We start from the raw sequence: 24,890 nt of genomic DNA, 5'->3' as shown, positions 1-24,890 counted from the left end.
CAGGGACGAGTATGGAAGCGGACATGCCTGTGGGGGCGCGCCGAGAGCGCACGGCATGCTGAGAGTGCCCCACGTCGGCCGTCGGCCGTCGGCCGGACGGCGGCGTGCGGGTCGGCATGACTATGTGCTGTGCACGGCCCCGCTGCCATACCTCGAGCGATCCGAATTCCGTATTCAGGTCATTCACACCGTGGATGTCCTGCTCACATCACTGCTCCGGGCATGCGCAGACAGCCGCACCGGCGGGCGGTCATGGCTTCGGGAGCCGGGGCCCGAGCGTCGCGTCGACCAGCCTGACCACCATGCCCTCGTCGAGGTGTACGCCGAGCAGAAGGCGGCTCGGCCGGCGCCCCGGAGTACACAAGAAGGACGCCCCGGAGCCGAGGGAGACGCTCGCCGTGTGACCGCCGCGTGCGCCACGAACGCGGGGCACGGATCGCACCGCGGTCCACTCCCCCAACGTGCCCCTTTGGTCGGGGCGGGCCATCCTCCCCCAGCCCGCCCCGACTGCCTCCCCCGACACCGAGCACCGACACCCGCGCTGCCGAAACCAGGAGCCATCTCCGTCGAGGACGGGGCGATCACCGATGTCGATCTCTCGGGCGCCGCACCACCCGACAGGGTCCCGCTGACCGACCTGGATGACGTCACCCTGCCGCCAGGGCTGGTGGACGCCCACAGCCATCAGGCTCTCGCTGGGCCGCACCGAGGAGCGGTGCTCGGCGACGACGACACGATGGTCCTGGCCCGTATGCGCACGCACGCCGGACAGACGCCGCGCGCGGGCGTCATCACCGTGCGTGACCCCTGTGACCGCGGATATCTTGCGCTGAGCCTGCGGGAGGATCACGAGCACGGTCCGCACATCGTCTCCTCGGGACCGCCCATCACCCGCACCGCGGCCACTGCTGCTATCTAGGCGGAGCAGGCGGACGGCGCCGAGCAGGCCGCCCGTGCCGTGAACGGGCCCGGGACGGAGCCGATCTCATCAAGGTGATGGCCACCGGCAGCATGAGATCGGCCGGCTCGGACCCCGGCGGCGCGCAGTACACCCTGGCCGAACTGCGGGCGATCACCCATGCCGCGCACGAACGCGGCCTGCGCGTCACGGCGCACGCCCACGGCGCGTCGGCAATCGCCGACCCGGTCACGGCCGGCGTGGACGGCGTGGACGGCGTGGAACACTGCACCTTCCTCACCCGCTCCGGGATGCGCCCCGATCCGTGAACCATCGACGCCATGGCCGAGGCGGGCGGCTTCATCGGCCGCACCGAACTCGAGCCGATGGACGGAATGGACGCCGGGCTGCGCCGATCCTCGAATCCGTGTGGGAAAACATGGCGGCCCTGCACGCACACGGCCTGCGAATCGTCTGCGGGGCGCCCTCATAGAACGTTGCGACGGTTCGCATCCATTGCCGCAGTCCGACGCTGTGGCTCGATGTCCAAGGCACAGTTGTGGCCGTCCGGTGCCGGTACCGGACGGCCACGCGCCTGCGCAGTGCGCTCAGCTCTTGCCGTCGAGCCTCCAGATCTGGTTCTTCTTCGTGCTCAGGGCGCTCGCCGGGTCGCAGGTCCACTGGTGGACGAGGGCCCGGGGCTGGGTGGAGACGTTGCTGACGTCGACGCACTTGCCGCTGTGGACGGCGACCAGCTGGTAGTCCTGGCTGTTGCCGAGGGCGGTGACGGGGTTGAGGGTGAACATCTGGTTGGTCTGGCCGTTGCAGGTCCACTGGTCGACGGCGGCGCCGTCGGCGGTGGACGCCCCGGAGACGTCGAGGCACTTGCCGCTGAGCTCGTTGACCACGGTGTAGGTGTTGGTCCGCCCGGCCACCGGCTTGAGGTCGAGCATCTGCTGGTAGCCGCCCTCGCAGTAGTACTGCTGGTACTGGGTGCCGTTGGCGGTGCTCAGGTTGGTGTCGTCCAGGCACCGGCCGCTGTTCTCGCTGACGGCGACCGTGGAGATGGCGGTGTTGGACGGCGGGAGCAGGGTGACGGTGTAACCGTCCTTGGCGTTGCTGAACGGGACGCTCACCGAAGCGGCATTGTTGCTGACGGTCAGGGTGGTGTCGGAGACGGTGACCGGGCCGGCGACGGCGGCGCCGTTGTTGTAGGGGACGCGCTGGACGACGGCGCGGACCTGGCCGTTCTCCACGACCGAGGTGGTGTTCAGGCCGGTGAGGTTGACGGTGATGTTGCCGGTGTTGCCGTTGCTGCCGAGCAGGATCTTGGCGTTCTTGGCGGTGTTGTCCTTGGTCGCCAGGCCGTCGATGCCGGAGCCGGGGACGTAGTTGACGATGTTGCCGGACTGCGAGCCGTAGTAGCGGTACATGAACCACTCGCCCAACGGCAGGTACTGACCGGCGCTGTTCTTGGTGAGCAGGTTGGCCTCGTCGTCGTGCAGAGCCGTGCCGGAGGCCCAGTTGCCGCGCAGGCCGTCCGCCCCGGCGCGCTCCAGCCGGCCGATGAACCAGGCGCCGCCGCCCGGGGACTGCATGGACAGGGTGGCGTACTCGTTGATCTGGTACGCGCGGTTGTTGGTCAGCCCGGCGGCGGAGAGCGTGGAGTTGGCGCGGCCGACGTCGACGGCCGGGTCACCGGGTTCGTCGTGCCAGCTGTAGATGTCGGGGGCGACGTTGTTGGCCTTGACGTAGTTCAGGTAGGTCGTCCACCAGCCGTTGGAGGAGTTCGGCTGGCTCGCCATGCTGGGCCCGACGATGAGCTGGCTGGGGAAGTTGGCCCGCACCGCGGCGTAGAAGCGGGACCACATCTGCAGGTACTGGGTCTGTGAGGCACCCCAGAACGGCTTGTTGTCGGGCTCGTTCCACAGGTCCCATTCGACCGTCATGTTGTTGGCCTTGACGTCGCTGATGAGCTGATTGACGAAGTTGTCGAACTGCGTCCAGTCACCGTTGTCGCCGGGCCAGCCCTGGGTGGTGGTGCTGTCCGCGCCCCACAGGTCGTGCGGGAGCAGGACGAAGGTGCCGCCGAGGGCGACCGTGCGCCTGTACTGGGCCAGGGTCGAGTTCCAGCGGGTCTGGTAGTCGGCGAGGCTGGTGGCGTAGCCGCCGCTGTTGAGCTGTGCGCCGCCGGCCCGCATGAAGTGCCACTTGATGTCCTTGAAGAAGTGGTCCTGCGGGAGCGAGCCGTCTGGCGTCATGCCGTAGATCATGCCGGAGGCGTGGTAGGTGGGGGCGCCGCCCGCGGTGGCGAAGTCGACGGTGACGCTGGTGTCCGCGGCTTGAGAGGGGGCGGCGGGTACCAGGGTCGAGGCCAGGGCGGCCATGAGGACGGCGACCGTGGAGGCCGCCCGGCGTCTGGTGCGGGCTGTGGTTGCGGGGAGTGCTGTGAACGGCTTCACTGTGCGGCTCCTGGGGAGGGGAGGGCGGTGACCGGGGCCCGTCCAGCCCCGGAGCTGTGTGGGAGGCGGCCGTCAGTGGCCGTCTCGGTGCGCGTGCGCCGCCGCGAGGAGGAGGTAGCTGCTGGCGGTCCAGGTGTAGGCGCGGTCGCGCAGGCCCGTTCCGGTGAGGGCGTCGAAGTTCTCTGCGAAGCCGTGGGTCTCGCACAGGGAACGGAAGCGGGCGCTGATGTCGTCCGCCAGCCGGTGGTGGCCGGCCCGGCGCAGCCCGTCCTCGACGAGGACAGTGGCTGGGGCCCAGATCGGGCCGCGCCAGTAGCCGTCGGCGAGGTAGTGCGGCGAGGTGGGCAGTTCGGTGGCCAGGCCGTACGGAGTGAGGTGGGCCTTGATGTGGTCGGCCAGCGCGCTGCTGATCTCACCGGGCAGGTGCTCGCCCAGCACGATGGGCATCAGGTCGAGGAGGCTGGCACTGCTCCAGGTGTCTGCGGTGGCGGCCGATCGCGTGACGAATCTGTCGCCGGTCCAGAGCTGGTCAAGCAGCGCGGTCTGCGTCTCCTCGGCTAGGTCAGCCCAGCGGCGTGCCTCGTCCGGCTTGCCCAGCTCCCCGGCGAGTCCGGCGAGTTCGCGCAGCTGGAGCACGAGGAAGGCGGACAGGTCGGCAGTGACGACCACGCGCTCGGGGTCGAAGGTGGTCGCGTTGTCCCAGCCGCTGTCATTGCCGTGCTGGTAGTGGGGAAGTCGGGCGCCGGGGCCGCGTCTGGCGGTCAGCCAGAAGTCGGTCCAGCGCCTCAACCTGTCGTACGTCTGGGCGAATTGCTCCCCACTGAGTGGCGTGGGCAGCCGCCGGCGCAGGTGGGCGAAGGCCCAGCCGTGGATGGGCGGTTTGACGAAGTTGTACAGCACCTCGGAGTGGGTGACCGAGTCGGGCAGGGCGCCGCCGGCGTCCTGGTGGTCGAAGGGCAGGGCGAACTGGTCCAGGGCCAGTTCGGGGCAACCGGGCGCCAGGGCGAGGGCGTTGAAGCAGTGGTCCCAGCTCCAGACCTTGTCCATCCAGTGCTTGGACATCAGCACGGCAGGCCGGGTGACCAGGCCGGCCGGCCGTACGGTCGCCGACCAGACGACGTAGGCGGCGAGTTCGGCGGCCGGAGTGGCGGGCGAACGCCAGGGGGCCACGGCGTCGACGAAGGCGGCGAACGAGCGCCGCGCGGACTCCACGATCTCGCCGAAGGCCGCCGAGGACGCGTAGGGCGGGCGGGAGGTGTCGAGTTCCTCGATCGCGATCTCCCAGGTGCCGTCGGCTCCCCCGGTCACGGTGAGTCCGCGGTCTGCGCCGCCCAGGGCCTGGGATCCGGTCGCGCCGGCGAGCGTGCCCGACAGAACGGTGACGCGGTAACGGCGTCCTGTCTCGTACGACGTGAACACGTGTGCGTCCGCCGCCGGGTCGTGAAAGAAGTACGTTCCGCTGAACGGGGTGAGGCGGTGTGCGGCGGCGAGGACGCCGAAACCCAGGCCGCTCCCCCGCAGGCGCACGGTGTCCGGCGACTCGAAGGCGAGCTCGACGCGGCCACTCTCGCCGGTCCAGCTGAGCAGGCCCGGTGTCGCCTCGACGCGGGTCTCCGCGCGCTCGCCCTTCGCCGTGCTCAAGGGGATCAGGCGCAGGACGGCGTGCATGCCGTTCTGGTGCGAGACGAGGTGGAGGTCCTCGGCGTACGTCTTCTCCGCCACCACGGGCGAGATGTCGAACCAGGATCCGTAGGTGCTGAACGGGATGTCGTGGACGGAGAAGGCCGGGCCGGATGGGGCGGCGGTCATGATGGCGTGACTCGTTTCTGGAGCAGGGGGCAGCAGCCGACTGGCCAACCGGCCAGTCCTGGTGAGGGTTTGGGGGCTCAGTCCTTGACGGCGCCGGCGGTCACACCGGCGGCGACGTAGCGCTGGGCCAGGACGAGGATCACCGCGGCGGGCAGCGAGGCGACGACGGCGGTGGCCATGATGGCGTTCCACTGCTGGTTGTTGTTGCCGATGTAGTGGTAGATGCCGAGGGTGATCGGCTCGTGGGCGCCGCCGTTGACGAGGGTGCTGGCGAAGACGAAGTCGGACCAGGACCACAGGAAGGCGAACAGGGACACGGTGACCACGGCGTTGCGGCTCATGGGCAGCACGACCGACCAGAAGGTGCGCAGGGCCTGCGCCCCGTCCATCTGTGCGGCCTGGAGGAGTTCGCCCGGGATGCCGGACATGAACGCGGTGAAGATCAGGACCGCGAAGGGGACGGCGAGGGTGGAGTCGGCGACGATCAGGCCGGGGACGGACTGGAGCAGGCCGAGCTGGAGGTAGATGGCGTAGAAGCCCATCGCCATGATGATGCCGGGGATCATCTGGGCGGCCAGCAGGACGAAGCTCAGGATGCCGCCGCCGCGCGGGCGCAGCTTGGCCAGCGCGTAGCCGGCGGGGGCGGAGAGGGCGACGGTCAGCACGACGGCGCCCAGGCCGATGACGAGGCTGGTGCCGAGGTAGGGCAGTTGCTCGTCGAGGACCCTGCGGTAGCCGGTCAGAGTGCCGTGCAGGGGGAGCAGGTCGGGCGGGCTCTTGCGCATGTCCTGGTCGCGGGTGAAGGAGACGTTGACCATCCAGTAGACCGGGAAGAGCATGATCCCGGTCAGCACGAGGCCGATCGTGGTCTTCACCCATGTACGCCTGCGTGTGCGGCTCATCGGGTCTCTCCTTCGTGGATACCCCCGGCTTCAGCCGGGGGAGGAAGCCAAGCTCCAGCGGAGCAGGGCAGGGAGAGCCGGTTCACCGCCGGGACGGACCGGCGTTCGCCGGCTGCCGGCCGACCACCGTGGCTGACACAGGAGTTGATAACATGTGAGGTGTGACGCAGCAGGTCAAGCGGGCATTCAAGTACCGCTTCTACCCCACCAACGAGCAGGCGGCCGAGCTGTCGCGCACGTTCGGCTGTGTCCGCCTGGTGTACAACAGGGCGCTGGAGGAGCGGACCCGGGCCTGGTACGGCGAGCAGCGCCGGATCTCCTACGTGCAGTCCTCCGCGGCGCTGACGCGGTGGAAGAAGACCGGGGAGCTGGCCTTCCTGGCCGAGGTGTCCTCGGTCCCGCTGCAGCAGGCGCTGCGTCATCTGCAGACGGCGTTCGCCAACTTCTTCGCCAAGCGGGCGAGGTACCCGCGGTACAAGTCTCGGAAGAAGTCCCGGGCGTCGGCCGAGTACACCCGCAGCGCCTTCACCTGGCGCGAGGGGCAACTGACGCTGGCGAAGATGACGGAGCCCCTGGACATCCGCTGGTCGCGCCGCCTGCCCGAGGGTGCGGTGCCGACCACGGTGACCGTGTCCCGTGACGCGGCGGGACGTTGGTTCGTGTCCCTGCTGTGCGTGGACGCCGTCGCCCCGGCCCCCGCCACGGATGCGGCCGTCGGCGTCGACGCCGGGATCACGTCGCTGGTGACCCTGTCCACGGGGGAGAAGATCGCCAACCCCCGGCACGGGCGGCGGGATCGCGCCCGTCTCGCCAAGGCGCAGCGGGAGCTGTCCCGCAAGGCGAAGGGCTCCGCGAACCGGGAGAAAGCCCGGCGTCGTGTCGCCAAGGTGCATGCGCGGATCGCTGACCGGCGCCGGGACTTCCTGCACAAACTGACCTCGCGCATCGTCCACGAGAACCAAGTGGTCGTGATCGAGGACCTCACCGTCCGCAACCTCCTGAAGAACGGCAAACTCGCGCGCGCCATCTCGGATGCGGCATGGACGGACCTGCGCATGATGCTGGAGTACAAGTGCGCCTGGTACGGGCGCGACCTCGTCGTGATCGACCGCTTCTTCCCCAGCTCGAAGCTGTGCGGGGCCTGTGGCATGGTCGCGGCGAAGCTGCCGCTGAATGTCCGCGAGTGGACGTGCGAGCACTGCGGCGTGGTGCATGACCGGGACGTGAACGCGGCATGCAACATCCTGGCCGCCGGGCTGGCGGCAACAGCCTGTGGAGACGGTGTAAGACCTCAACGGGAGTCCTCCCGGACGGGGCGGTCGTCGGTGAAGCAGGAACCCCAGCGGGCGACCGCTGGAATCCCCCGCCTTTAGGCGGGGGAGGAAGTCAAGACAGGGCCTGCTTTCTCTGCACCCGGACGTAGACCAGGCCGAAGGCCAGAGCGGCGACCACGAGCAGGTTGCCGACGGCCGCGCCCGGCCCGAAGGCGGGCAGCAGGTTGCCGAAGCCGAGCTGGTAGGACCAGGTGGCGAAGGTGGTCGAGGAGTCCGCCGGACCACCCTTGGTCATGATCCAGATGATGTCGAAGACCTTGAGCGTGTAGACCAGCCCGAGGAGCAGGGTGATCGCGGAGACCGGCCGCAGCAGCGGGAAGGTGATGCTCCAGAAGCGCCGCCAGGCGCCGGCCCCGTCGAGGGCGGCGGCCTCGTACAGGCCGGCCGGGATGGACTGCAGTCCGCTGTAGAGCACGACCAGGTTGAACGGGACGCCGATCCAGATGTTCGCGATGATCACCGAGGTGAGCGACCAGGACGGCGAGGTCAGCCAGTTCACTGGCCCGATGCCGAGGGCGTGCAGCGCGGCGTTGACGATTCCGGAGTCGCTGTTGAGCATCCACGACCAGGTGGAGGCCGACACGATCAGCGGCAGCAGCCAGGGGACGAGGAACAGGGCGCGCAGGGTGGCCGAGAGCCGGAAGTGCTGGTTGAAGAAGACCGCGAGGGCGAGCCCGATGGCGTACTGGAAGACCAGGCACACTGCGGTGAAGACGGCGGTGTGCAGCAGGGCCGGGGCGAAGGTCGGGTTGTCGAAGACAGTGCGGTAGTTCGCCAGGCCGGTGAACGGGGCGTCGCCCTGGACGAAGGAGCGCACGGTGTAGTTGCGCAGGCTCAGGTCGAGGTTGCGGTAGAGCGGATAGGCGTAGAAGAGGGCGAGATAGACGGTCACCGGGGCGAGGAATCCCCAGGCGGCCCACTGGGTGGAGGTGGGCCGGCGGCGCTTCCCGCGGCGGGCCCGGGGCGGGGCGGCCGCGTGCGCCGCCCCGCTGCGGACGCGCTCGGACCGGTGGTCCGGGAGCTGTGTCGTGTGGTTCATCAACGACCCTTGTGGTCCGACTACTTGGCGGCGGACTGCGCCTCGGACAGCGCGTCCTTGGGTGACTTGGAGCCACTGAGGGCGGACTGGACGGCCTTCCACATCTGCTCGGAGATCTTGGGGTACTTGGTGCCCAGGTCGTCGCTGGTGCGCCCCTTGGCCGACTTGACCGCCTCGACCCACGGCTTGAGCTCGGGGTTCGCCGCCACCTGCTTGTCCTGGACCGCGCTGGTCGGAGCCACGTAGGACAGGGTGGTGTCGGTGGTGTAGAGGTTGTCGCCGCTGGTCAGGCAGGTCACCAGCTTCTGGGAGGTGGCGTAGCGTCCGGTGTCCTTCTGGACCGGGACGGTGACGAACTCGCCGCCGGTGGGGGCCGCCGCGTTGCCGCCGTTCGCGCCGGGGATGGGCAGTACGCCGTAGTCGAGGCCGGCCTTCTTGGCGTTGGCGAGCTGCCAGGTGCCGTTCTCGCTGAACGCGTAGTCGCCGCTGGCGAACTCCTGCCAGCTGGTGGTCTGGGTGTTGTTCAGCACCGAGTTGGGGGCGTAGCCGTTCTTCAGCCAGTCCTTCCACAGGGTCAGCGCGGACACACCCTGGGCGGAGTCGAGTTGGGTCACCTTGGCGCCCGATCCCCAGAACCACGGCAGGAACTGGAAGCTGCCCTCCTCCGTGCCGATCGCGGAGAAGGTGATGCCCTTCTTGCCGGCCTTCTTGGCCTTCGCCAGGGCCGCCGTCAGTGAGGTCCAGTCCTTGACCGAGGCGATGTCCACGCCGGCGGCCTTCAGGACCTTCTTGTTGTAGTAGAGGGCGAGGGTGTTGGCGCCGATCGGTGTGCCGTAGGTCTTGCCGCCCGACTGTCCGGCCGCCAGGAGGTTGGGGTCGACCTTCGAGGTGTCGAGCTTGTTGTCGGCGGTGGTGGTGAGCACGCCCGCCTCGGCCAGGGTGGAGACGACGGGGTTGTCGACGATGAGCACATCGGGCGAGTTGCCCTGCTGGGCGGCGAGGAGCGTCTTGTTGCCCAGGTCGCTGGTGTCGAAGCCGGTCCGCTTGACCTTCACGCCGGCCTTGGTTCCGCACTGGTCCAGCAGCTTCGCCCAGTCCGAGGTCTTGTCGAACTGCGGGTAGGGGTCCCAGATGGTGTACGTGCCGCTGCCGGCGCCCTTGGTGTCGGTGCTGCCGGAGCCGGAGGAGCAGGCGGTGGCGGAGACGGCCACCGCGAGCGCGGTGGCGGCCGCGGCGGTCAGACGGCGCTGTCTGAAGGAGCTGTTCATCGCGAGGGTTCCTTTGTTCTGGGCATGCGGGTGCCGAGGCACGGGGTGATGGGCGAGACGGGCGCGGCGAACGGCGCTGTCGAGCGGTTCGAGCGTCCGGTGAAGTGAGGTGAAGCGACGTGAAGTGAACGACGCGGATGCGGTCAGGACGCGGTAACGGGCCCGGTGCTGGCGCGCAGGGAGATCGGCGGTGCGAGGAGATGGTGCCGGGGCGGCGCGTCGGGGTGGTCGAGCCGTTCCACCAGCAGGTCGACGGCGCGTCGGCCCATCTCCTCCGCCGGTACATCGGCCGCGGTGAGCTGTGGGGTCACCGTCTCCGCCCAGCGGCCGGCCACGACCCCGGAGACGGAGAAGTCGCGCGGCACATGGCGGCCGGCCTGGGCCAGGCCCCGGTACAGGCCGCCCAGGGCGGCCTCGTTCAGGGTGACGAGGCCGGTGGTGGCGGGGTCGTCGTGCAGGATCTGCTCCAGACAGGCCTGCCCGGATGCCGGGTCGTCCCCGCAGCAGTAGGTACGTATGGTCAGGCCGCGTTCGGCTGCGGCTTTGGTGAAGCCGTCGAGACCGCGGTGGGCCGACTCGTATCCGGCCCGCAGCAGTTGCTGAGGGCGGTTGACGAAGGCGATCCGGCGGTGGCCGAGGTCGGCCAGATGGTGTACGCAGGCCGCCGCGAGCGCTGTGTGGTCCAGGCCCACCCACCAGCCGCCCTCCGGATGGGCGGTGCGGCCGATGGCGACGGAGGGGAAGCCGAGGTCGGCCAGGTGGTCGACCCGGTCGTCCTCCAGCCTGATCTCCATCAGGATCGCGCCGTCGACCCGCCGCTCCCCCAGCAGCCGCTGGAAGGAGCGGTCGCTGTCCACGCCGCTCGGAGAGAGCAGGACGTCGTAGTCGTAGGCCGCGGCGGCCTCCACCACACTGCCGATGAAGTCCAGCTGCATCCCGGTGTAGTGGTTGCCGGCCGGCGGGAAGACCAGGCCGATGGTGCTGGTGCGGCCGTTGGCGAGGGCGCGGGCGCTGGCGTTGGGGCGGTAGCCCAGCTCGTCGATGACCTCCTGGATCTTGCGGCGGGTGTCCTCCGAGACCGGGCGCTTGCCGCTCAGTGCGTAGGACACGGTGCTCCGCGAGACACCGGCCCGCCGGGCGATCTCACCGATGTTCACGGGTGACTCCTTGCTCGAACCGGTTCGAATATTCGGTGACGAGAGTACTCATCGGCTCGTGAGGGTGCGGGGTGGAACTGCGACACGGATCCGATCGTCGAACCGGTTCGCGTGAAGTGAAGGTAGGAACAGCCACAACGACTGTCAACACCCCCGGCAAACAATTCGTATCCGGCGGAAGGTCCGGATTTCTTCTGGTCCAGGGGATTGCTGGCCGACATTGACGGTGTTAGCTTCCCCGAACCGGTTCGATGAAGTGATCCTTCCGGCGACCGTGGGCCGGTTCCGCACCACCCTCCCCGCGAGCACGGACCTCAGCCCTCCGCCGGGCAGGCGAGCCACCTGCTGTCGGCGAAGCCACGATCGAACTGGTTCGACGCCCGCGACACACACGGATTCGACACACACGGATTGAGGACGCAATCCATGCCACACGCTGACAGATCCCCCCGGCGCCGGACCCCGGTCGCCATGGTGCTGGCCCTCGGGGCGGGCCTGCTGGCCGCGCCGGCCTTACCCGCACAGGCGGCCGAGACGCCCCAGCCCGCCGCCCACTACACCTTCGACCAGGACGATCTCGCCACCGGAAAGATCACAGACAGTTCCGGCAACGGCCTGACGGCGACCCTGGTGAACGGCTCGACCGCCCGGTCCGTCACGGGTTCCGACGGTGCCGGCAAGGCGCTGTCCCTGCCCGGCGGCGCGCCCACCTCCGACGGCGCGTACATCCGCCTCCCGCGCGAAGTCCTCGGCGACGCAAGCGATTTGACGGTCTCGGCGCGGTTAAGGTGGAGCGATGACAAGTCGGCCTGGCAGCGGATCTTCGATCTGGGCACCGACACGGGCAGGTACCTGTTCACGACGCCGTCGAACGGAGGAGTCCTGCGCACCGCCGTGACCACCGGCGGCGGAGGCGCGGAGGCACAGGTCTCCGGCTACGCGCCGCTGCCCGCCGACGGCTGGCGGACAGTGACGGTCACCCTCGACACGTCCGCCCACCGGCTCACCACCTACCTCGACGGCGTGGCGGTCTCCTCCGCCGCGACGACCATCAAGGCCAACGACCTGCTGGACAGTTCGGCCACGGCGGCCGGTTACATCGGCAAGTCCTTCTACCAGGACCCGCTGCTCAAGGGCGCGATCGACGACTTCACGGTCTGGCACTCGGCACTCACCGCCGAGCAGGTGGCCGGCACGGTCGGAACCCTCCCCACCCTCCAGCAGCTCTCGCACACGTCCTTCGACGTCCGAACGACGACCGGGACCGCCCCGTCCCTGCCCGCCTCGGTCCGCTCCACCTTCTCCGACGGCTACGACCGCGACACGCCCATCGCCTGGGACGCCGTACCGCCCGAGAAGTACGCCGGGACGGGCACCTTCACGGTGGCCGGAACCGCGGCCGGACAGGCCGTGCAGGCGACCGTCTCCGTGGTCCGCGAGGGAGCCCTCACCGTCGACCTCGCCTCGGACACCGGGCCCTTCCACGGCGGCGCGTCCGGTACCCTCTACGGCGTCTACGGCCCGGACGTCCCTACCAACAACCTCATCGAGGGCATGGGCCTGCGCACCGTCTCCACCAAGGCGCAGGACGGCCCGCAGCACCCCGGTGCCGACGCGCTGGACGTGGTGAAGCCGCTGGCCGACTCCACCGACGGTGACGTGTACATCTACATGACGGACATCCACCGCGGCTTCCCCTACGAGTGGCCGGGCGACACCCCGCAGGAGAAGCTCAAGCTCTACGAGGAGAAGATCGCCAAGCAGGTCGACCAGGTACTCCACCTGCCGAAGCGGTACCAGGACAACATCGTCTTCGTGCCGTTCAACGAGCCCGAGGGCAACATGTTCGGCACCGGCGACTGGAGCTACGACAAGGTCAGCTGGCTCACCGACCCCAAGGACTACTTCGCCGCCTGGGACTCCGCCTACAAGCTCATCAAGGGCAAGATGCCGGACGCCCGTATAGCGGGCCCCAACACCAGCGTCCTGTACGACCAGGTGAAGGGCTTCCTCACACACACCCTGGCCGCCGGCACCCTCCCCGACGTCATCACCTGGCACGAGCTGAGCCACCCGGAGGCGGTGCGCCAGAGCGTCGCCAAGTACCGGGCCTGGGAGAAGGACCTGTTCAAGGGCACCGACCACGAGGGCACCCAACTCCCCGTCAACATCAACGAGTACGCCTTCAACTACCACACCTCCGTACCCGGCCAGATGATCCAATGGGTGTCCGCGATCGAGGAGTCCAAGGTGGACGCCGACATCGCGTACTGGAACATCGACGGCAACCTCTCCGACTCGGCCGTCCAGTCCAACCGCGGCAACGGCCAGTCGTGGCTGCTGCACTCGTACGCCTCGATGAGCGGGCACACGCTGACGGTGACGCCGCCGTTCCCCGGCCAGAACTACACCATGCAGGGCGTGGCCACGCTCGACGAGCAGAAGAAGCAGTCCCGGCTGATCTTCGGCGGGTCCACCGGCAAGGGGCACATCACCTTCGACAACGTCCCCAAGAAGGTCTTCGGCGACCGTGTCCACGCCTGGGTGCGTGAGATCGACTGGAGCGGTCAGGTCGGCGACAACTCCGGCCCGAAGCTCCTGACCGAGACGAACCTGAAGGTCGGTGCCGACAGCAAGGTCGTCGTCGACTTCGGCGACGGCACGCTGCCGCGGCTGAAAGAGTCCTCGGCGTACGAGATCATCCTCAGCCCGGCCGGCAAGGCGAAGGGCGCGCAGTCGGCGCCGGTGCGCTGGCAGGGGTCGTACGAGGCGGAGGACGCCGCCCACACCGGGTCCGGCTACTCCAAGAACGGCCCCGAGGGTTCGACGGGCGACGTGTCGAAGTTCTACACCTCCGGCGGCTACGACGTGGGCGGCCTGCGCACCGGCTCGGACGTCACGCTCGACTTCGCCGTCGACGTGCCCGAGGACGGCACCTACGACCTGAGTGTCTTCGCCAACTCCCTCAACACCTACGACAAGGTGAAGGAACAGGGCCCGACCAACGTGTTCCTGCGGGTGGACGGCCAGGCGGCCGGCGAGCAGGAGCTGTACCTGCCGCTCGGCTACAAGTGGGTGGTGTGGGACCACACCGACACCAAAGTGCACCTCACCGAGGGCAGGCACACCCTGACGCTCGCCGCGAAGAGCCTCGACGGCAGGCGCACCACCAAGGGCGACACCATCGTCGACCGGCTCACGCTGTCCCTGCCGGACGCCTCGGCCGCCACCCAGGTCTACGAAGGCGAGCTGGCCTGGACGAGCGGCGGGGCCCACCCCGTCTACGACCTGCCGAAGCACACCCCGGCCCCCGCCACGGGCTCAGGCGCGGTCCGGGTCGCGAAGCAGCAGACGGCCACGTTCTGGGTCTACTCCCCCGCTGACCGCGAGGCCACCCTCGGCGTCGACACCCTCGGCGGCGCGGATGCCCGGCTCTCCGTCAACGGACACGACGTCCTGCATGTGACCAAGTCCCGGCACAAGGTGGCGGTCTCCCTCTCGGGCGGCATCAACAAGGTGACGGTGACCAGTGGTTCGGGCGTCACCCTCGTCGACCGGCTGACGGTCACGCCCACCGACGGCACGCTCAAGACGCGTACGTACGAGGCACAGGACGCCAAGCTCGCGGGCTCGGCCGCGTCGGCCTCGCTGCCGCTGGCGACCGACGGTACGGCGATCACAGGCATCGGCGGCGACCCGGGCAACGGCAACACCGCGACATTCACGGTCACCGCGGACAAGGCCGGCCTGTACGCGCTGCGAATCCGCTACTCCAACCCGGAGCAGTCCGAGGCCACGCACTACAACCCCGACCCGCTCGCCCGCCACGCCGACATCACCGTCAACGGCGGCGAGACACAGCGCGTCGGCTTCCCGCACACCTTCCACCAGGACAACTTCTGGGAACTGACCGTCCCCCTCCAGCTGAAGAAGGGTCAGAACACGGTCTCCTTCCGCTCCGAGGAACTGCCGAACTTCGACGGCACGACATACGCCTCGGACACCTTCCCCGGCGTACTGCTCCGCTCCCGGTATGCGCCGCTGATCGACCGGATCGTCGTCGCGCCGTACGCGCGGGAGGTGCGATGAGTTGACTTCTCCCCCAGCTGAAGCAGGGCGATTCTTCCCTCGCGGGTTGAGCTATCTGCTTCTCAGACAGCAGCTGCCCCGAACCAACGGCAAGGTGGCGAGCTGGATGCCCGCCGAGAACGGCTCGAGCCGCCGCATCTGCCCGGTCGCCCACTCGACGCAGAGTGCGTCCTCCTTCTCGTCGTCGCAGACGGCGATCGGCGAGAGGTAGAGCTCGTCGAAGGAGGCAGGCGTCGCGAAACGGCGCTCGAGGGCCCGGTCGATCGCCGAACATGACGCCAACACCAGTGCGTCGCGTCCTTCCTGCTCGCTGTCGGTGCAGGCGACCGCGAGCAGGGGGAGGACACGCTCCTCGGCACCGGGCGGTTGCACACACAGGAGAAACGGGGTCGATCGACCGGGGCAGCGACAGAGTCTCGAGGAACCACGGCAGCACCTCGTCGTGCGTGTCGATCGGATAGGTGTAGAAGCCGGACAGAATCGACGCGGGCCGTCATGCCGACCATCCTCACCCGGCTTGGCGACTGATAGGTGCACCCCTCGCTTCGCCGACATCGATGCGGCCACCCTCGCCGTGAGGCCTTCGACGTACTCGACGCCCTCACCGTCCCAGCGACGTTGCGGTTCGACGCGCTGACGGCCTGAGGCCGCAGGGGCTGTCGCCTCCGGGCAGGTGTCAGGGGCCGTGGCTGGGTAGGTGCGGCGCGGACGACGCACCGACGCTGCCCGAAGTCGGCACCTTCGCCACCGGCCTGAACAGGGACTTCGCGCAGTGACTACCGGGCTGACCGCCGACCGGCCCGGTGCAGCAAAGAGGATTTTGCTACAAGTTCCGAAATTTCACGGTGACGGACGCGCGATGCCATGGCAACGCACCCCTCCTACTGTCACTGCCACGCCGCAACGGCACCAGAACATCGATCACCTCCCCCGGACCGAAATCGCTACTTCCCCCGAAATTCCACTGTGCTCAGCGCCCATGAGACAGGAGCCCCAGAGTGTCCCACCCCTCCAGACGCGGTGTCCTCCAGCTGACCGCCGGCACAGCTCTCCTCGGCAGCCTCGCCCTGTCGGGCTGCGGTCGCGGCAGTGACGACGCTGCGGCCGCCGCCTCCGCCAAGCCCGTCGACAACTCCCCGGCCAAGGGAACCGTCAACGTCTGGGCCGCCCAGGGCGATGCCGACGTGCTCGACAAGGTCATCAAGCCCTTCAAGGCCGCGAACCCCAAGCTCACGGTGAAATTCACGCTGATCCCGAACGCCGAGTACTACACCAAGCTCCAGTCGGCGATCGCGGCGGGCAAGGGGCCCGATGTCGCCCAGTTCTTCCCCGAGGCGCAGGCCCAGTTCCTCGATCCGTCGATTCTGCGCCCCGTCCCGGACGGTCTCGTCGACCCGTCCACCTTCTTCCGCAGTCTGTGGGACGCCGGTGTGGTGAAGAACGTCGCCTACACGGTGCCCTGGTACGCCTACACGTATGCCCTCGTCTATCGCGCCGACCTCGCCAGGAAGGCGGGTGTCAAGGCGCCGACGACTTGGGACGACGTGGTGCCGTTCTTCAAGGCGCTGCAGCGCGCCGGAGCCGGGCACGGGCTCGGGGCGGACATCGGCTGGGACATCTTCAACGGCCAGGACGTCGCGATGTACGCCTGGCAGGCGGGCGGCTCGCTGCTCTCGGCCGACGGCAAGTGGACGCTCGACACGCCGGCGATGGTCGATGCGATCAAGTACAACGCGTCTTTCTTCACCTCGGGCATCGCCGACACCAGCGGGCCCACGTTCCTCGACGCGCAGCCGTACTTCGTGTCGGGCAAGACCGCCTGCATGATCACGGGCCCGTGGGTCATCGGCCAGCTCGACGCGGTCGCCAAGAAGACCGGCTGGACGGCCTCCGATGTGGCCACCGCGCCCCTGCCGGCCGGATCGTCGGGCAGCGTCTCCTTCTCCGCCGGGGGCAGCTGGGGCGTGCTCGCCGACAGCGGCAACGCGGACGCGGCCTGGAAGTTCATCCGGTACCTCTCCAAGCCGAGCACCCAGGTCGCGCAGTACAGGGCGTACAGCTCGCTGCCGGCCGTCGCCTCCGCCTGGGCCAACCCTGCCATCGCGGGCCAGCCGCTGCTGGACGCCTTCCTCTCGCAGCTGAAGAACACCCGGGCGTTCCCGCAGGTGAGCACGTGGCAGCAGGTCGCCACCCGGCTGGGCAAGGAGATGGAGGCCGTGGCCAAGGGCAAGGGGACCGCCGCGAAGGCAGCCGCCAACGTGCAGGCATACGCCGAGAGTCTCGGCACGGGCAAGGGGTGAACCCCGAATGACCGCCATCATCGGGCCGGCGAAGCCGCGCGGTGCGCCTCGGCCCCGGGGTGCCCGGCGAACCGCTGTCGCCTGGCTGTTCCTCGCACCGTTCGCCCTGGTGTTCCTGCTCTACACGGCGATACCCACCCTCGCCGCGCTCGGGTTCAGCCTGACCGATCTGCACGGCAGTGACCTGCGGCATCCGCTCGCCGTCAACTTCACCGGAATCCAGAACTACCTCCGGCTGCTGCAGGACCCGACCTTCCTGCGGGACATCCTCAACACCGTCCTGTTCGTGGCCGTCGGTGTGCCGTTGACAATAGGGTCCGGGTTCGCGCTCGCCCTCGTGCTCAACTCCGGCATCCGGCGGCTGCGCGGCGCCTTCCGTACCGTCTTCTTCGCACCGGTCGTCACGAACGTGGTGGCGGTTGCCATGATCTGGCAGTACGCCTTCAACGCCAACGGCACGGTCAACAAGGTGCTCGGTGCCATCGGTTTCGCCGGGCCGAACTGGCTGGACGACACGCACCTGGCCATGCCTGTGGTCATCGCGCTCGGCGTCTGGCGCAACTTCGGCATCGCGATGGTGCTGTTCCTCGCCGGTCTGCAGGCGGTGCCGCAGGACGTGTACGAGGCCGCCTCCCTCGACGGGGCCGGCCGGTGGCGTCAGCTCAGGCACATCACCCTGCCGTTGCTGATGCCGACCACGCTGATGGTGTCGGTGCTGCTGACGGTCTTCTACCTCCAGGTGTTCGACGAGCCGTATCTGCTCACGGGCGGCGGTCCGCTGGGCTCCACCGAGTCGATGGCGCTGTACACCTACCACGAGTTCGGGGTCGGCGAGTTCGGCGTGTCCTCGGCGGCGTCCTTCGTGATGCTCCTGCTCGTGACGTTGGTGAGCATCGTCCAGTTCCGAATGCTGAGGCCTCGCGCATGACCACCATCGCCGCACCGCGGAATGCCGAGATGACGGGCGAACGGACGAACTTCCGCCGCCGGTCCGTCGCCCGTCCCCTGCTGTACGGCGCGCTCGTGCTGTGCGCGTTGCTCACGATGCTGCCGTTCCTCTGGGTGCTCAGCGGCTCGCTGCGCAGCCTCGCCGAGATCCGCTCCGACCCCGGCGCCTGGCTGCCGCACCACGTCACCCTCGACAACTTCGTACGACTGTTCAGGACCGAGGGCTTCGGCCGGTTCCTGGTCAACAGCATCGTGGTCGCGGTGATCGTCGTCGCCGGCAACATCGTGGCGGCGTCGGCCGCGGGTTACGCGCTCGCCAAACTGGACTTCGCGGGCAAGCAGATCGCGTTCGGCGCGGTCATGGCGGCGATGATGGTGCCGTTCACCACGGTGTTCGTCACGCAGTTCGTGATCACCGTCGACCTGGGCCTGGCCGACACCCTGACCGGTATCGCCCTGCCCGGTGCGGCGCTGCCGCTGTCGGTGTTCATCATGCGGCAGTACGCCCTGTCGGTCCCCGATGAACTGCTGGAAGCGGCCCGGATCGACGGGGCAGGTGAGTTCCGGATCTTCTTCCGGATTTTCCTGCCGCTTGCGGGCCCCGCCGTCGCGACGATCACGATCATGTCGTTCCTCTTCTCGTGGAACAACTTCATCTGGCCGCTCATCGTCGCCCAGAGCACTTCCAGCTACACGCTGCCGGTGGGCCTCGCCGCCACCAGCCAGGCCGCCGCGCACGTCACCGACTACGGCCTGATGCTCGCCGGCGCGATCGTTGTGATGCTGCCGGTCCTCGTCCTCTTCCTGTTCCTGCAGCGCTACTTCGTGCAGGGCATCTCCGGAACGGGAATGCGGTGACGGCGGTGGACGTGGTGGACGTGGTGGAGGCTCCCGCGGGTACGGTCATCGGCCGTCGCACCGGTCGCGTACGGCGTTTCCTCGGCATCCCGTTCGCCGAAGCACCCGTCGGTGCCCGGCGGTTCGCGGCGCCGGTGCCACGCGGCCGGTTCACGGAGCCGTTCGACGCGTCCCGGCACGGTGCGACGTCGCAGCGCGTGCCGCTGTTCACCACGACCACCATTCCGGAACCGTCGGTGCCGGGCGACGACGTACTGAACCTGAGTGTGGTCGCCCCGGCGAATGCTGTGTCCTGCCCGGTGCTGGTGTGGATCCACGGCGGCGGCTTCCTCGCGGGCAGCCCGGCCAGTCCGTGGTACGACGGTCGCGCCTTCGCCCGCGACGGAATCGTCACGGTGACGCCCGGCTACCGGCTCGGCGTCGACGGGTTCGCCCCGCTGGACGGCGTACCCCCGAACCTCGGGCTGCGCGACCTGCTGCTCGCGCTCGACTGGGTGCGGGAGAACATCGCGGCTTTCGGCGGTGATCCGGACCGGGTCACCGTGGCCGGCCAGTCGGCGGGCGGCGGGGCGGTGCTCGCGCTGCTCTCCTCACCCCTCGGCAGTGGTCGCTTCCACCGAGCGGTCAGTGTGTCCGGCGGCTTCTTCGAGGTGGACGCGGACGCCGGGCGCTCCTTCGCCGGGCGGCTCGGTGACCGGCTCGGCGTGCCGCCGACGCGCGACGGCTTCGGCGGCCTCACAGTGGAAAGCGTTCAGCAGGGCGTCCGTCTGCTGCGGAGCGAACGCGGCGACGACGGCCCGCTCGTACTCGGTCCGGTCGTCGGCGACGACATCCTTCCGGTCCCCATTGCCGAGGGACTGGCCGTGCACGGACACGGCGTACCACTGCTGCTCGGCGCGACGGGCGACGAGTTCGACGGCGGCGCCCCGGGCATCCGCGACGCCGCCGCCCGCGCGGCGGGCACCCGGGTGACGGACACCCTGTTCCGCGCCGCCTGCCCGCGCGCGGCGACCTCGCGTCGCGACGCCACCGCCGGCACCTGGCTGTACTCCTTCGAGTGGCCCTCCCCCGTACTCGACGGAGCCGTGCACTGCGCCGACATCCCGTTCTTCTTCGACGTACTCGACGCGCCGGGTACGGCCGCAGCCCTCGGAACGCAGCCACCCTCGGAACTCGCCACGTCCATGCACGCCGACCTGGCCGCTTTCGTCCACGGCCGGTCGCCGGCCTGGGAGCCGGCCACGGGAAGGCTCGGGGATCCCGCCCGCGAGTACGGCAGGCCCGGGGCGACACCGGTGGCCGACACCACGGGCGTGTTCGACCCGGTGGCGGCGGGGTCCATTACGTCGGGGGCGTGTTGATGCCCGGGATGAACCAGAGCGCCGTCCGGCGGGTCAACACCTCGGTGATCCTTCGTGCGCTGGCGGTGTCGGCCGGGTCGATGACGCTGGCCGAGCTGTCCGAGCGGGTCGGCCTGTCCCGCCGCACCATCGAGCTCATCCTGGACTCCCTCGTCGACGCGGGCTGGGTCAGCGAACTCGACCGGGTTCCGGTCAGCGGCTGCGCCGGGCGCCCCGCTCGCCGGTACGTTCTGCGGGCCGACCACGCGCTGCTGGCGGCTGTGCGCGTCAACACCTTCGGTGCGTCCGCGGTCGTCGCCGACGTGCGTGGCCGCATCGTCGGCAGGGCGCACGGGCCGCTGCGGGTCTACCAGGATCCGCAGGCCACGCTCGACGACGCGGCGGCGCTGGTGCTGGAGGCGCTCGACGACGCGGGCGGCTCGGCCGACCGGCTGCGGGCCGGCGCGATCGCGGGCGGTGGCGCGATCGACGACGACGGCGTCGTACGGCGTCTGGTGCACACCACGCGATGGGAAGGCGTGCACCTGCCGAAGGAACTCGGGCGGCGCATCGGCGTGCCGTGGTTCGCCGACAACGACACCAATCTCGGTGCCCTCGCGGAGCGTTGGCGGGGTGCGGCCGGTGACCACGACAACGTCGTATGGGCGATGCTCGGGAACCGGACCGGTCTGGGCATCCTCATACGGGGGGACGTACACCGTGGTTTGGAGGGCGCCGCGGGCGAGATCGCCGAGGCGGTGTCGCTGCCGGCCGGCTCGGTCGAGGACCGTCCCGTGGCCTGGCTGACCTCTCCTGATCCGGACCGGCGGCGTGTCGCGCTCGGCCGCTTCGCCGCGGCTCGGGCCGGCGATACGGCGGCGCTCGCGGAGGTCGAGGAGTTCGTGGAGAACATCGCGTCGATCCTCACCACCCTGTCGTGGACGGTCGCGCCGTCACTCATCGTGCTCGGCGGCGGGCTGGAGGACGCGGCCGACGTGCTGCTGCCCCGTGTGCGCGAGGCCATGCACAGCGCGCGTACCCCCGCCGTCGAGCTGCGCGCCACCGTACTGGGCTCCGACGGCCCGCTCATCGGCGCCGTCAAGTTCGTACTCGACCACATGGACACCGAGTTGTTCGGCCCACCCGTCCCGAGCGCGTGATCGCGCGTGCCACCCGCACTTTCCCCTCACACCACGTTTCACCAGAACAGGAGCCCGACCATGACCGGCACCAGCAGGACCGGCGTTCTCATCGTGGGCAGCGGCATCATGGGATCCGTCGTGGCCCGGCTGCTGCGGGACACCGATCCGACGCTGGACATCACCATGGTCGACGGCGGCCGGCCGATCGGTTCGGCCCCCGGTCTGCACCTGCACGACCTCGACGACCCGGCCCTGTGGTCGCGCTACAACGAACGCGTCGCCACCGGCGTCCAGGGCCTGTACACGGGCGCCGAGGTGGTGCGCGACGTCGCGGACAGCATCGCCGGCCTGGCACCCGGCATGTTCCACGCGCTCGCCTTCGGCGAGGACGCCGAGGCGATGCCGGCCGCAGCGCTCGCGTGGAACGCGGGCGGCATGGGAGTGCACTGGACCGCCGCGACGCCCTGGCCCGCCGGAGACGAGGTGTTCGACTTCGGCGACCCGGACCGCTGGGCGACGGACCTGGGCACCGCGCGCCGTCTGCTCGCGGTCACACCCGCCGCCATCGGCCCGACCCCGGTCGGGCAGCGGGTACTGGACGTGCTGCGCCGACGCTACGACGGCATCGGGACGGACGACCGGCGGCCCCAGCCGATGCCGATGGCGGTCAGCGCGACACCTGCGGGACCCATGCCGCGCACGGCTCCGGGCACGGTCTTCCCCGCGATCGCGGCGGGCGGGGACCCGGCCTTCACCCTCCTGACGGGAACTCTCGCCACGTCCGTCGTCATCGAGGGCGGCCGGGCCGCCGGCGCGCGGCTGCGGCGCGTGTCCGACGGCGCCGAGTCCGAACTCCTCGCGGAGGCCGTGGTGGTGTGCGCCGACGCGCTGCGCACCCCGCAACTGCTGTTCGCGTCCGGCATACGGCCCGCGGCACTGGGGCGTCACCTCAACGAGCACGCGTTCATCAGTGCCCGGGTGCTGCTCGACCTCGACCGGTTCGGCATCCCTCTCGACGCCCTCCCCCTGCCGCGTGACGGCGAGTTCGCCACGGACTCGCTCTGGCTGCCGCACAACGGAACGGCGCAGCCCTTCCACGGGCAGATCATGAACCGCACGTACGTGGACGAGGCCGGCCGGCCCCTGGCGCACTCGGTGGGGCTGTCGCTGTACGCCCCCGTCGAGTCCCGCTCCGAGAACCGGCTCGTCTTCTCGGAGTCGGACACCGACCTCACCGGGATGCCACGGTTCACCGTCGAGTTCGGCTACTCCGACGCCGACCGCGAGCTGATCAGCCGGGCCTTGGAGCAAGCCCGGTCCCTCGCCGCGGAGTTCGGCACGTTCGATCCCGACACCGAGCTGGCCCTGCTCCCACCCGGTTCGTCACTGCACCAGACCGGCACCGTCCGGGCAGGCAGCGCCGACGACGGCACCAGCGTGTGCGACCCCGACGGCCGGGTGTGGGGCTTCGACAACCTGTATCTCGCCGGAAACGGCGTGATACCCACCGCGATGGCGGCCAACGTCACACTGGCCGGGGCGGTGACCGCCGTTCGGGCCGCGCGCGCCGTCGCCGAACGCATCACCGCGTCCGCCACTAACTGAGAGGGCATGGGAACCGTGATCGACATCCCGAAGGAATACCGCGTGGCGCTACCCGCGTGGATCGATGACGAACTCGCCGACGTGCCGGCCGTCATCCCCGACCGCGAGGACCGGATGCGCCTCGTGCACCGCCTCGCCGACCGCAACTGGCGTGAGGGCAACGGCGGTCCGTTCGCGGCACTCGTCGCCGAGCAGGACAGCGGCCGGATCATCTCGGTCGGCGTGAACGTCGTACTCGCCTCCGGTGTCTCCAGCGCGCACGCCGAGGTCCTCGCGCTGGGCCTCGCGCAGAAGGCCACCGGAGGCTGGGACCTCGGCGGTGAGGGCCTGCCTGCGCACGAACTCGTCGTCAACTGGCGTCCATGCGTGCTCTGTTACGGCGCGACGATGTGGTCCGGGGTGCGGGGTCTCGTGGTCGCGGGCGAGGGGCCGGACCTGGAGGAGATCACGACCTTCGACGAGGGCCCACTCGGCGCGGACTGGGCCGAACAGTTCGAGGCACGCGGCATCACGGTCGTGCGGGATGTGCTGCGCGACGAGGCGCTCGCCGTGTTCCGCAGCTACCGGGACGCCGTCGACGCCCACGGCGTCACCGTCTACAACGCCCGCGCAGGCGCCGCATGACACTCCTGGATCCGCCGGCACCGCCGACACCGTGTTTCGCGACCGATGTCATCACCTTCTACCACCCGGACTTCTGGGGACTGGACTCCGCCGACGCCCTGCGCGACTGGGCCCACGACCATCCCCGGCTCTTCTGGGCACGAGTGATGGACGCACTGGCCAAAGCCGGGGTGACCGGCCTGGAGCTGACCTTCGCACCCGGCGACATCGACTCGGCCCTGCGCGCCTTCGGTGGCGCGGATGCCTTCCGCCGTGAACTGGCGACCCACGGCCTGTTCGTGGTGAGCGCGTTCGTCGCCGGCAGCGACGCCCCCGACTGGCTGCAGGGCGGCAACCTGCCCGCAATCGTCGCCGACGCCGAGCGACGCGCCGCCTTCCTCGCCGAGGCGGGGGCGCAACTGCTCGTCGCCGGGCTGCCGATGCGGACGACGTTCGGGACGCGGCCGCCCTTCTTCGTGGACGCCGCGTACATGACCCGGATGGCCGACATAGCCCACGCCGTCGGCGAGGCCGTCTCCCGGTACGGCGTGAAGCTCGCCTTCCACACGGAATCCAACAGCACCCTCTGGTACGAAAGGGACATCGACCTGTTCATGGCGCTGACCGATCCGCGCTACGTGTGGCTGTGCCCCGACTCCTGCCACATCGCGCTCGGTGGCGGCGACCCCGTCGCCGTCGCGCGCCGTCACTCCCAGCGCATCGCGCTCGCGCACTGGAAGGACGCCGTCAAGCCGATCGACGTCGAACTCACCATCGACGAGACGGTCTTCGCCCAGCAACAGCCCTACATGACCGAACTGGGCACCGGCATCGTGGACTGGAAGGCATGGGCCGACGCGATGTCCCGTACGCCCGGCGCCGACATCGTCCTCGTCGAGCTGGACGAGGCGGCCGATCCCGTCGCCGCTCTGCGGGCGGGAATGGCGGTCGTGGAGGGGGTCCGGGCACGGCCGACGGTCGGCGATCACGCCGCCGTCTCGACGGCACCCGCGCCCCTTCCAACACCTGGCGCGGCGACCGCGGCGGACCGGGCTCGGCCCTCCTGCGGGTCGCCATCCTCGGCGGATGCATGATCGAGGCCGTCCGTCCGCGTGCGCGAGCCAACCGAGCTCGTC

The 24,890-nt window shown here is 69.7% G+C and carries 19 protein-coding genes; 12 read left to right on the top strand and 7 right to left on the bottom strand.

The features are described from left to right. Nucleotides 1–469: 469 nt before the first annotated feature. Entirely contained in the window at nucleotides 470–919 is a 450-nt protein-coding gene (locus ABZZ74_RS21930; RefSeq protein WP_356767322.1) for a hypothetical protein, read from the top strand. Beyond that, nucleotides 820–1,227, top strand: coding sequence for an amidohydrolase family protein (locus ABZZ74_RS21925; protein ID WP_356767394.1), 408 nt, complete (start codon nucleotides 820–822; stop codon nucleotides 1,225–1,227). The genes ABZZ74_RS21930 and ABZZ74_RS21925 overlap by 100 nt, the downstream gene beginning before the upstream one ends. Before the next feature lie 279 nt (nucleotides 1,228–1,506). On the opposite strand, the gene ABZZ74_RS21920 is transcribed toward ABZZ74_RS21925, so the two are convergent. The 3 genes from ABZZ74_RS21920 to ABZZ74_RS21910 form a co-directional block, all read right to left on the bottom strand. Then, on the bottom strand, nucleotides 1,507–3,360 hold the full coding sequence (locus ABZZ74_RS21920; RefSeq protein ID WP_356767320.1) for an RICIN domain-containing protein: 1,854 nt from the start codon (nucleotides 3,358–3,360) through the stop codon (nucleotides 1,507–1,509). A 72-nt stretch (nucleotides 3,361–3,432) separates the two neighbouring features. Then, nucleotides 3,433–5,169 carry a trehalase family glycosidase gene (locus ABZZ74_RS21915; RefSeq protein WP_356767318.1) on the bottom strand — a complete coding sequence of 579 codons (1,737 nt, stop codon included), beginning with the start codon at nucleotides 5,167–5,169 and terminating at the stop codon, nucleotides 3,433–3,435. 77 nt (nucleotides 5,170–5,246) lie between these two features. Further along, complete coding sequence (locus ABZZ74_RS21910) at nucleotides 5,247–6,071, bottom strand: carbohydrate ABC transporter permease (protein WP_356767316.1); 825 nt, start codon at nucleotides 6,069–6,071, stop codon at nucleotides 5,247–5,249. Between the two features lie 161 nt (nucleotides 6,072–6,232). On the opposite strand from ABZZ74_RS21910, the gene ABZZ74_RS21905 reads away from it, so the two are divergent. Next, nucleotides 6,233–7,444: an RNA-guided endonuclease TnpB family protein gene (locus ABZZ74_RS21905; RefSeq protein WP_356767314.1), complete on the top strand. Its 1,212-nt coding sequence runs from the start codon at nucleotides 6,233–6,235 to the stop codon at nucleotides 7,442–7,444. Between the two features lie 13 nt (nucleotides 7,445–7,457). Here the strand turns inward: ABZZ74_RS21905 and ABZZ74_RS21900 are convergent, their stop codons facing one another. From ABZZ74_RS21900 to ABZZ74_RS21890, 3 genes are all read right to left on the bottom strand, one after another. Further along, nucleotides 7,458–8,444: a sugar ABC transporter permease gene (locus ABZZ74_RS21900; RefSeq protein WP_356767312.1), complete on the bottom strand. Its 987-nt coding sequence runs from the start codon at nucleotides 8,442–8,444 to the stop codon at nucleotides 7,458–7,460. A gap of 20 nt (nucleotides 8,445–8,464) precedes the next feature. Then, nucleotides 8,465–9,712 (bottom strand): extracellular solute-binding protein, encoded by a 1,248-nt coding sequence (locus tag ABZZ74_RS21895; RefSeq protein WP_356767310.1) that lies wholly within the window; start codon nucleotides 9,710–9,712, stop codon nucleotides 8,465–8,467. 143 nt (nucleotides 9,713–9,855) lie between these two features. Further along, nucleotides 9,856–10,869 carry a LacI family DNA-binding transcriptional regulator gene (locus tag ABZZ74_RS21890; protein ID WP_356767308.1) on the bottom strand — a complete coding sequence of 338 codons (1,014 nt, stop codon included), beginning with the start codon at nucleotides 10,867–10,869 and terminating at the stop codon, nucleotides 9,856–9,858. Between the two features lie 471 nt (nucleotides 10,870–11,340). Here ABZZ74_RS21890 and ABZZ74_RS21885 point away from each other — a divergent pair, with 471 nt between their 5' ends. After that, on the top strand, nucleotides 11,341–14,958 hold the full coding sequence (locus tag ABZZ74_RS21885) for a LamG-like jellyroll fold domain-containing protein (RefSeq protein ID WP_356767392.1): 3,618 nt from the start codon (nucleotides 11,341–11,343) through the stop codon (nucleotides 14,956–14,958). Nucleotides 14,959–15,009: 51 nt separating this feature from the next. Here the strand turns inward: ABZZ74_RS21885 and ABZZ74_RS21880 are convergent, their stop codons facing one another. Next, nucleotides 15,010–15,330, bottom strand: a complete 321-nt coding sequence (locus tag ABZZ74_RS21880) for a hypothetical protein (RefSeq protein ID WP_356767306.1) — start codon at nucleotides 15,328–15,330, stop codon at nucleotides 15,010–15,012. Between the two features lie 626 nt (nucleotides 15,331–15,956). On the opposite strand from ABZZ74_RS21880, the gene ABZZ74_RS21875 reads away from it, so the two are divergent. From ABZZ74_RS21875 to ABZZ74_RS21840, 8 genes are read left to right on the top strand one after another with little or no spacing between them, the layout of a single operon-like run. Further along, nucleotides 15,957–17,258: an extracellular solute-binding protein gene (locus ABZZ74_RS21875; RefSeq protein WP_356767304.1), complete on the top strand. Its 1,302-nt coding sequence runs from the start codon at nucleotides 15,957–15,959 to the stop codon at nucleotides 17,256–17,258. Nucleotides 17,259–17,265: 7 nt separating this feature from the next. Next, nucleotides 17,266–18,186, top strand: a complete 921-nt coding sequence (locus ABZZ74_RS21870) for a sugar ABC transporter permease (protein ID WP_356767302.1) — start codon at nucleotides 17,266–17,268, stop codon at nucleotides 18,184–18,186. Then, nucleotides 18,183–19,064 (top strand): carbohydrate ABC transporter permease, encoded by an 882-nt coding sequence (locus tag ABZZ74_RS21865; protein WP_356767301.1) that lies wholly within the window; start codon nucleotides 18,183–18,185, stop codon nucleotides 19,062–19,064. Before ABZZ74_RS21870 ends, ABZZ74_RS21865 begins: the two co-directional genes overlap by 4 nt. After that, the gene (locus tag ABZZ74_RS21860) at nucleotides 19,061–20,425 is read left to right on the top strand and encodes a carboxylesterase family protein (RefSeq protein WP_356767300.1); all 1,365 of its coding nucleotides are present in this window, start codon (nucleotides 19,061–19,063) and stop codon (nucleotides 20,423–20,425) included. The genes ABZZ74_RS21865 and ABZZ74_RS21860 overlap by 4 nt, the downstream gene beginning before the upstream one ends. Before the next feature lie 8 nt (nucleotides 20,426–20,433). After that, nucleotides 20,434–21,564: an ROK family transcriptional regulator gene (locus ABZZ74_RS21855; RefSeq protein ID WP_356767298.1), complete on the top strand. Its 1,131-nt coding sequence runs from the start codon at nucleotides 20,434–20,436 to the stop codon at nucleotides 21,562–21,564. Nucleotides 21,565–21,624: 60 nt separating this feature from the next. Then, nucleotides 21,625–23,151: a GMC oxidoreductase gene (locus ABZZ74_RS21850; RefSeq protein WP_356767296.1), complete on the top strand. Its 1,527-nt coding sequence runs from the start codon at nucleotides 21,625–21,627 to the stop codon at nucleotides 23,149–23,151. A 15-nt stretch (nucleotides 23,152–23,166) separates the two neighbouring features. Next, on the top strand, nucleotides 23,167–23,775 hold the full coding sequence (locus ABZZ74_RS21845; protein ID WP_356767390.1) for a nucleoside deaminase: 609 nt from the start codon (nucleotides 23,167–23,169) through the stop codon (nucleotides 23,773–23,775). Beyond that, the gene (locus tag ABZZ74_RS21840; RefSeq protein WP_356767294.1) at nucleotides 23,772–24,848 is read left to right on the top strand and encodes a sugar phosphate isomerase/epimerase; all 1,077 of its coding nucleotides are present in this window, start codon (nucleotides 23,772–23,774) and stop codon (nucleotides 24,846–24,848) included. The genes ABZZ74_RS21845 and ABZZ74_RS21840 overlap by 4 nt, the downstream gene beginning before the upstream one ends. Nucleotides 24,849–24,890: the final 42 nt, after the last annotated feature.

Source organism: Streptomyces sp. NPDC006476 (assembly GCF_040612015.1).
Lineage (GTDB): Bacteria > Actinomycetota > Actinomycetes > Streptomycetales > Streptomycetaceae > Streptomyces > Streptomyces griseorubiginosus_B.
Note: the sequence above shows the minus strand (reverse complement) of the source record. Positions and strands in the feature narration are given on the sequence as shown.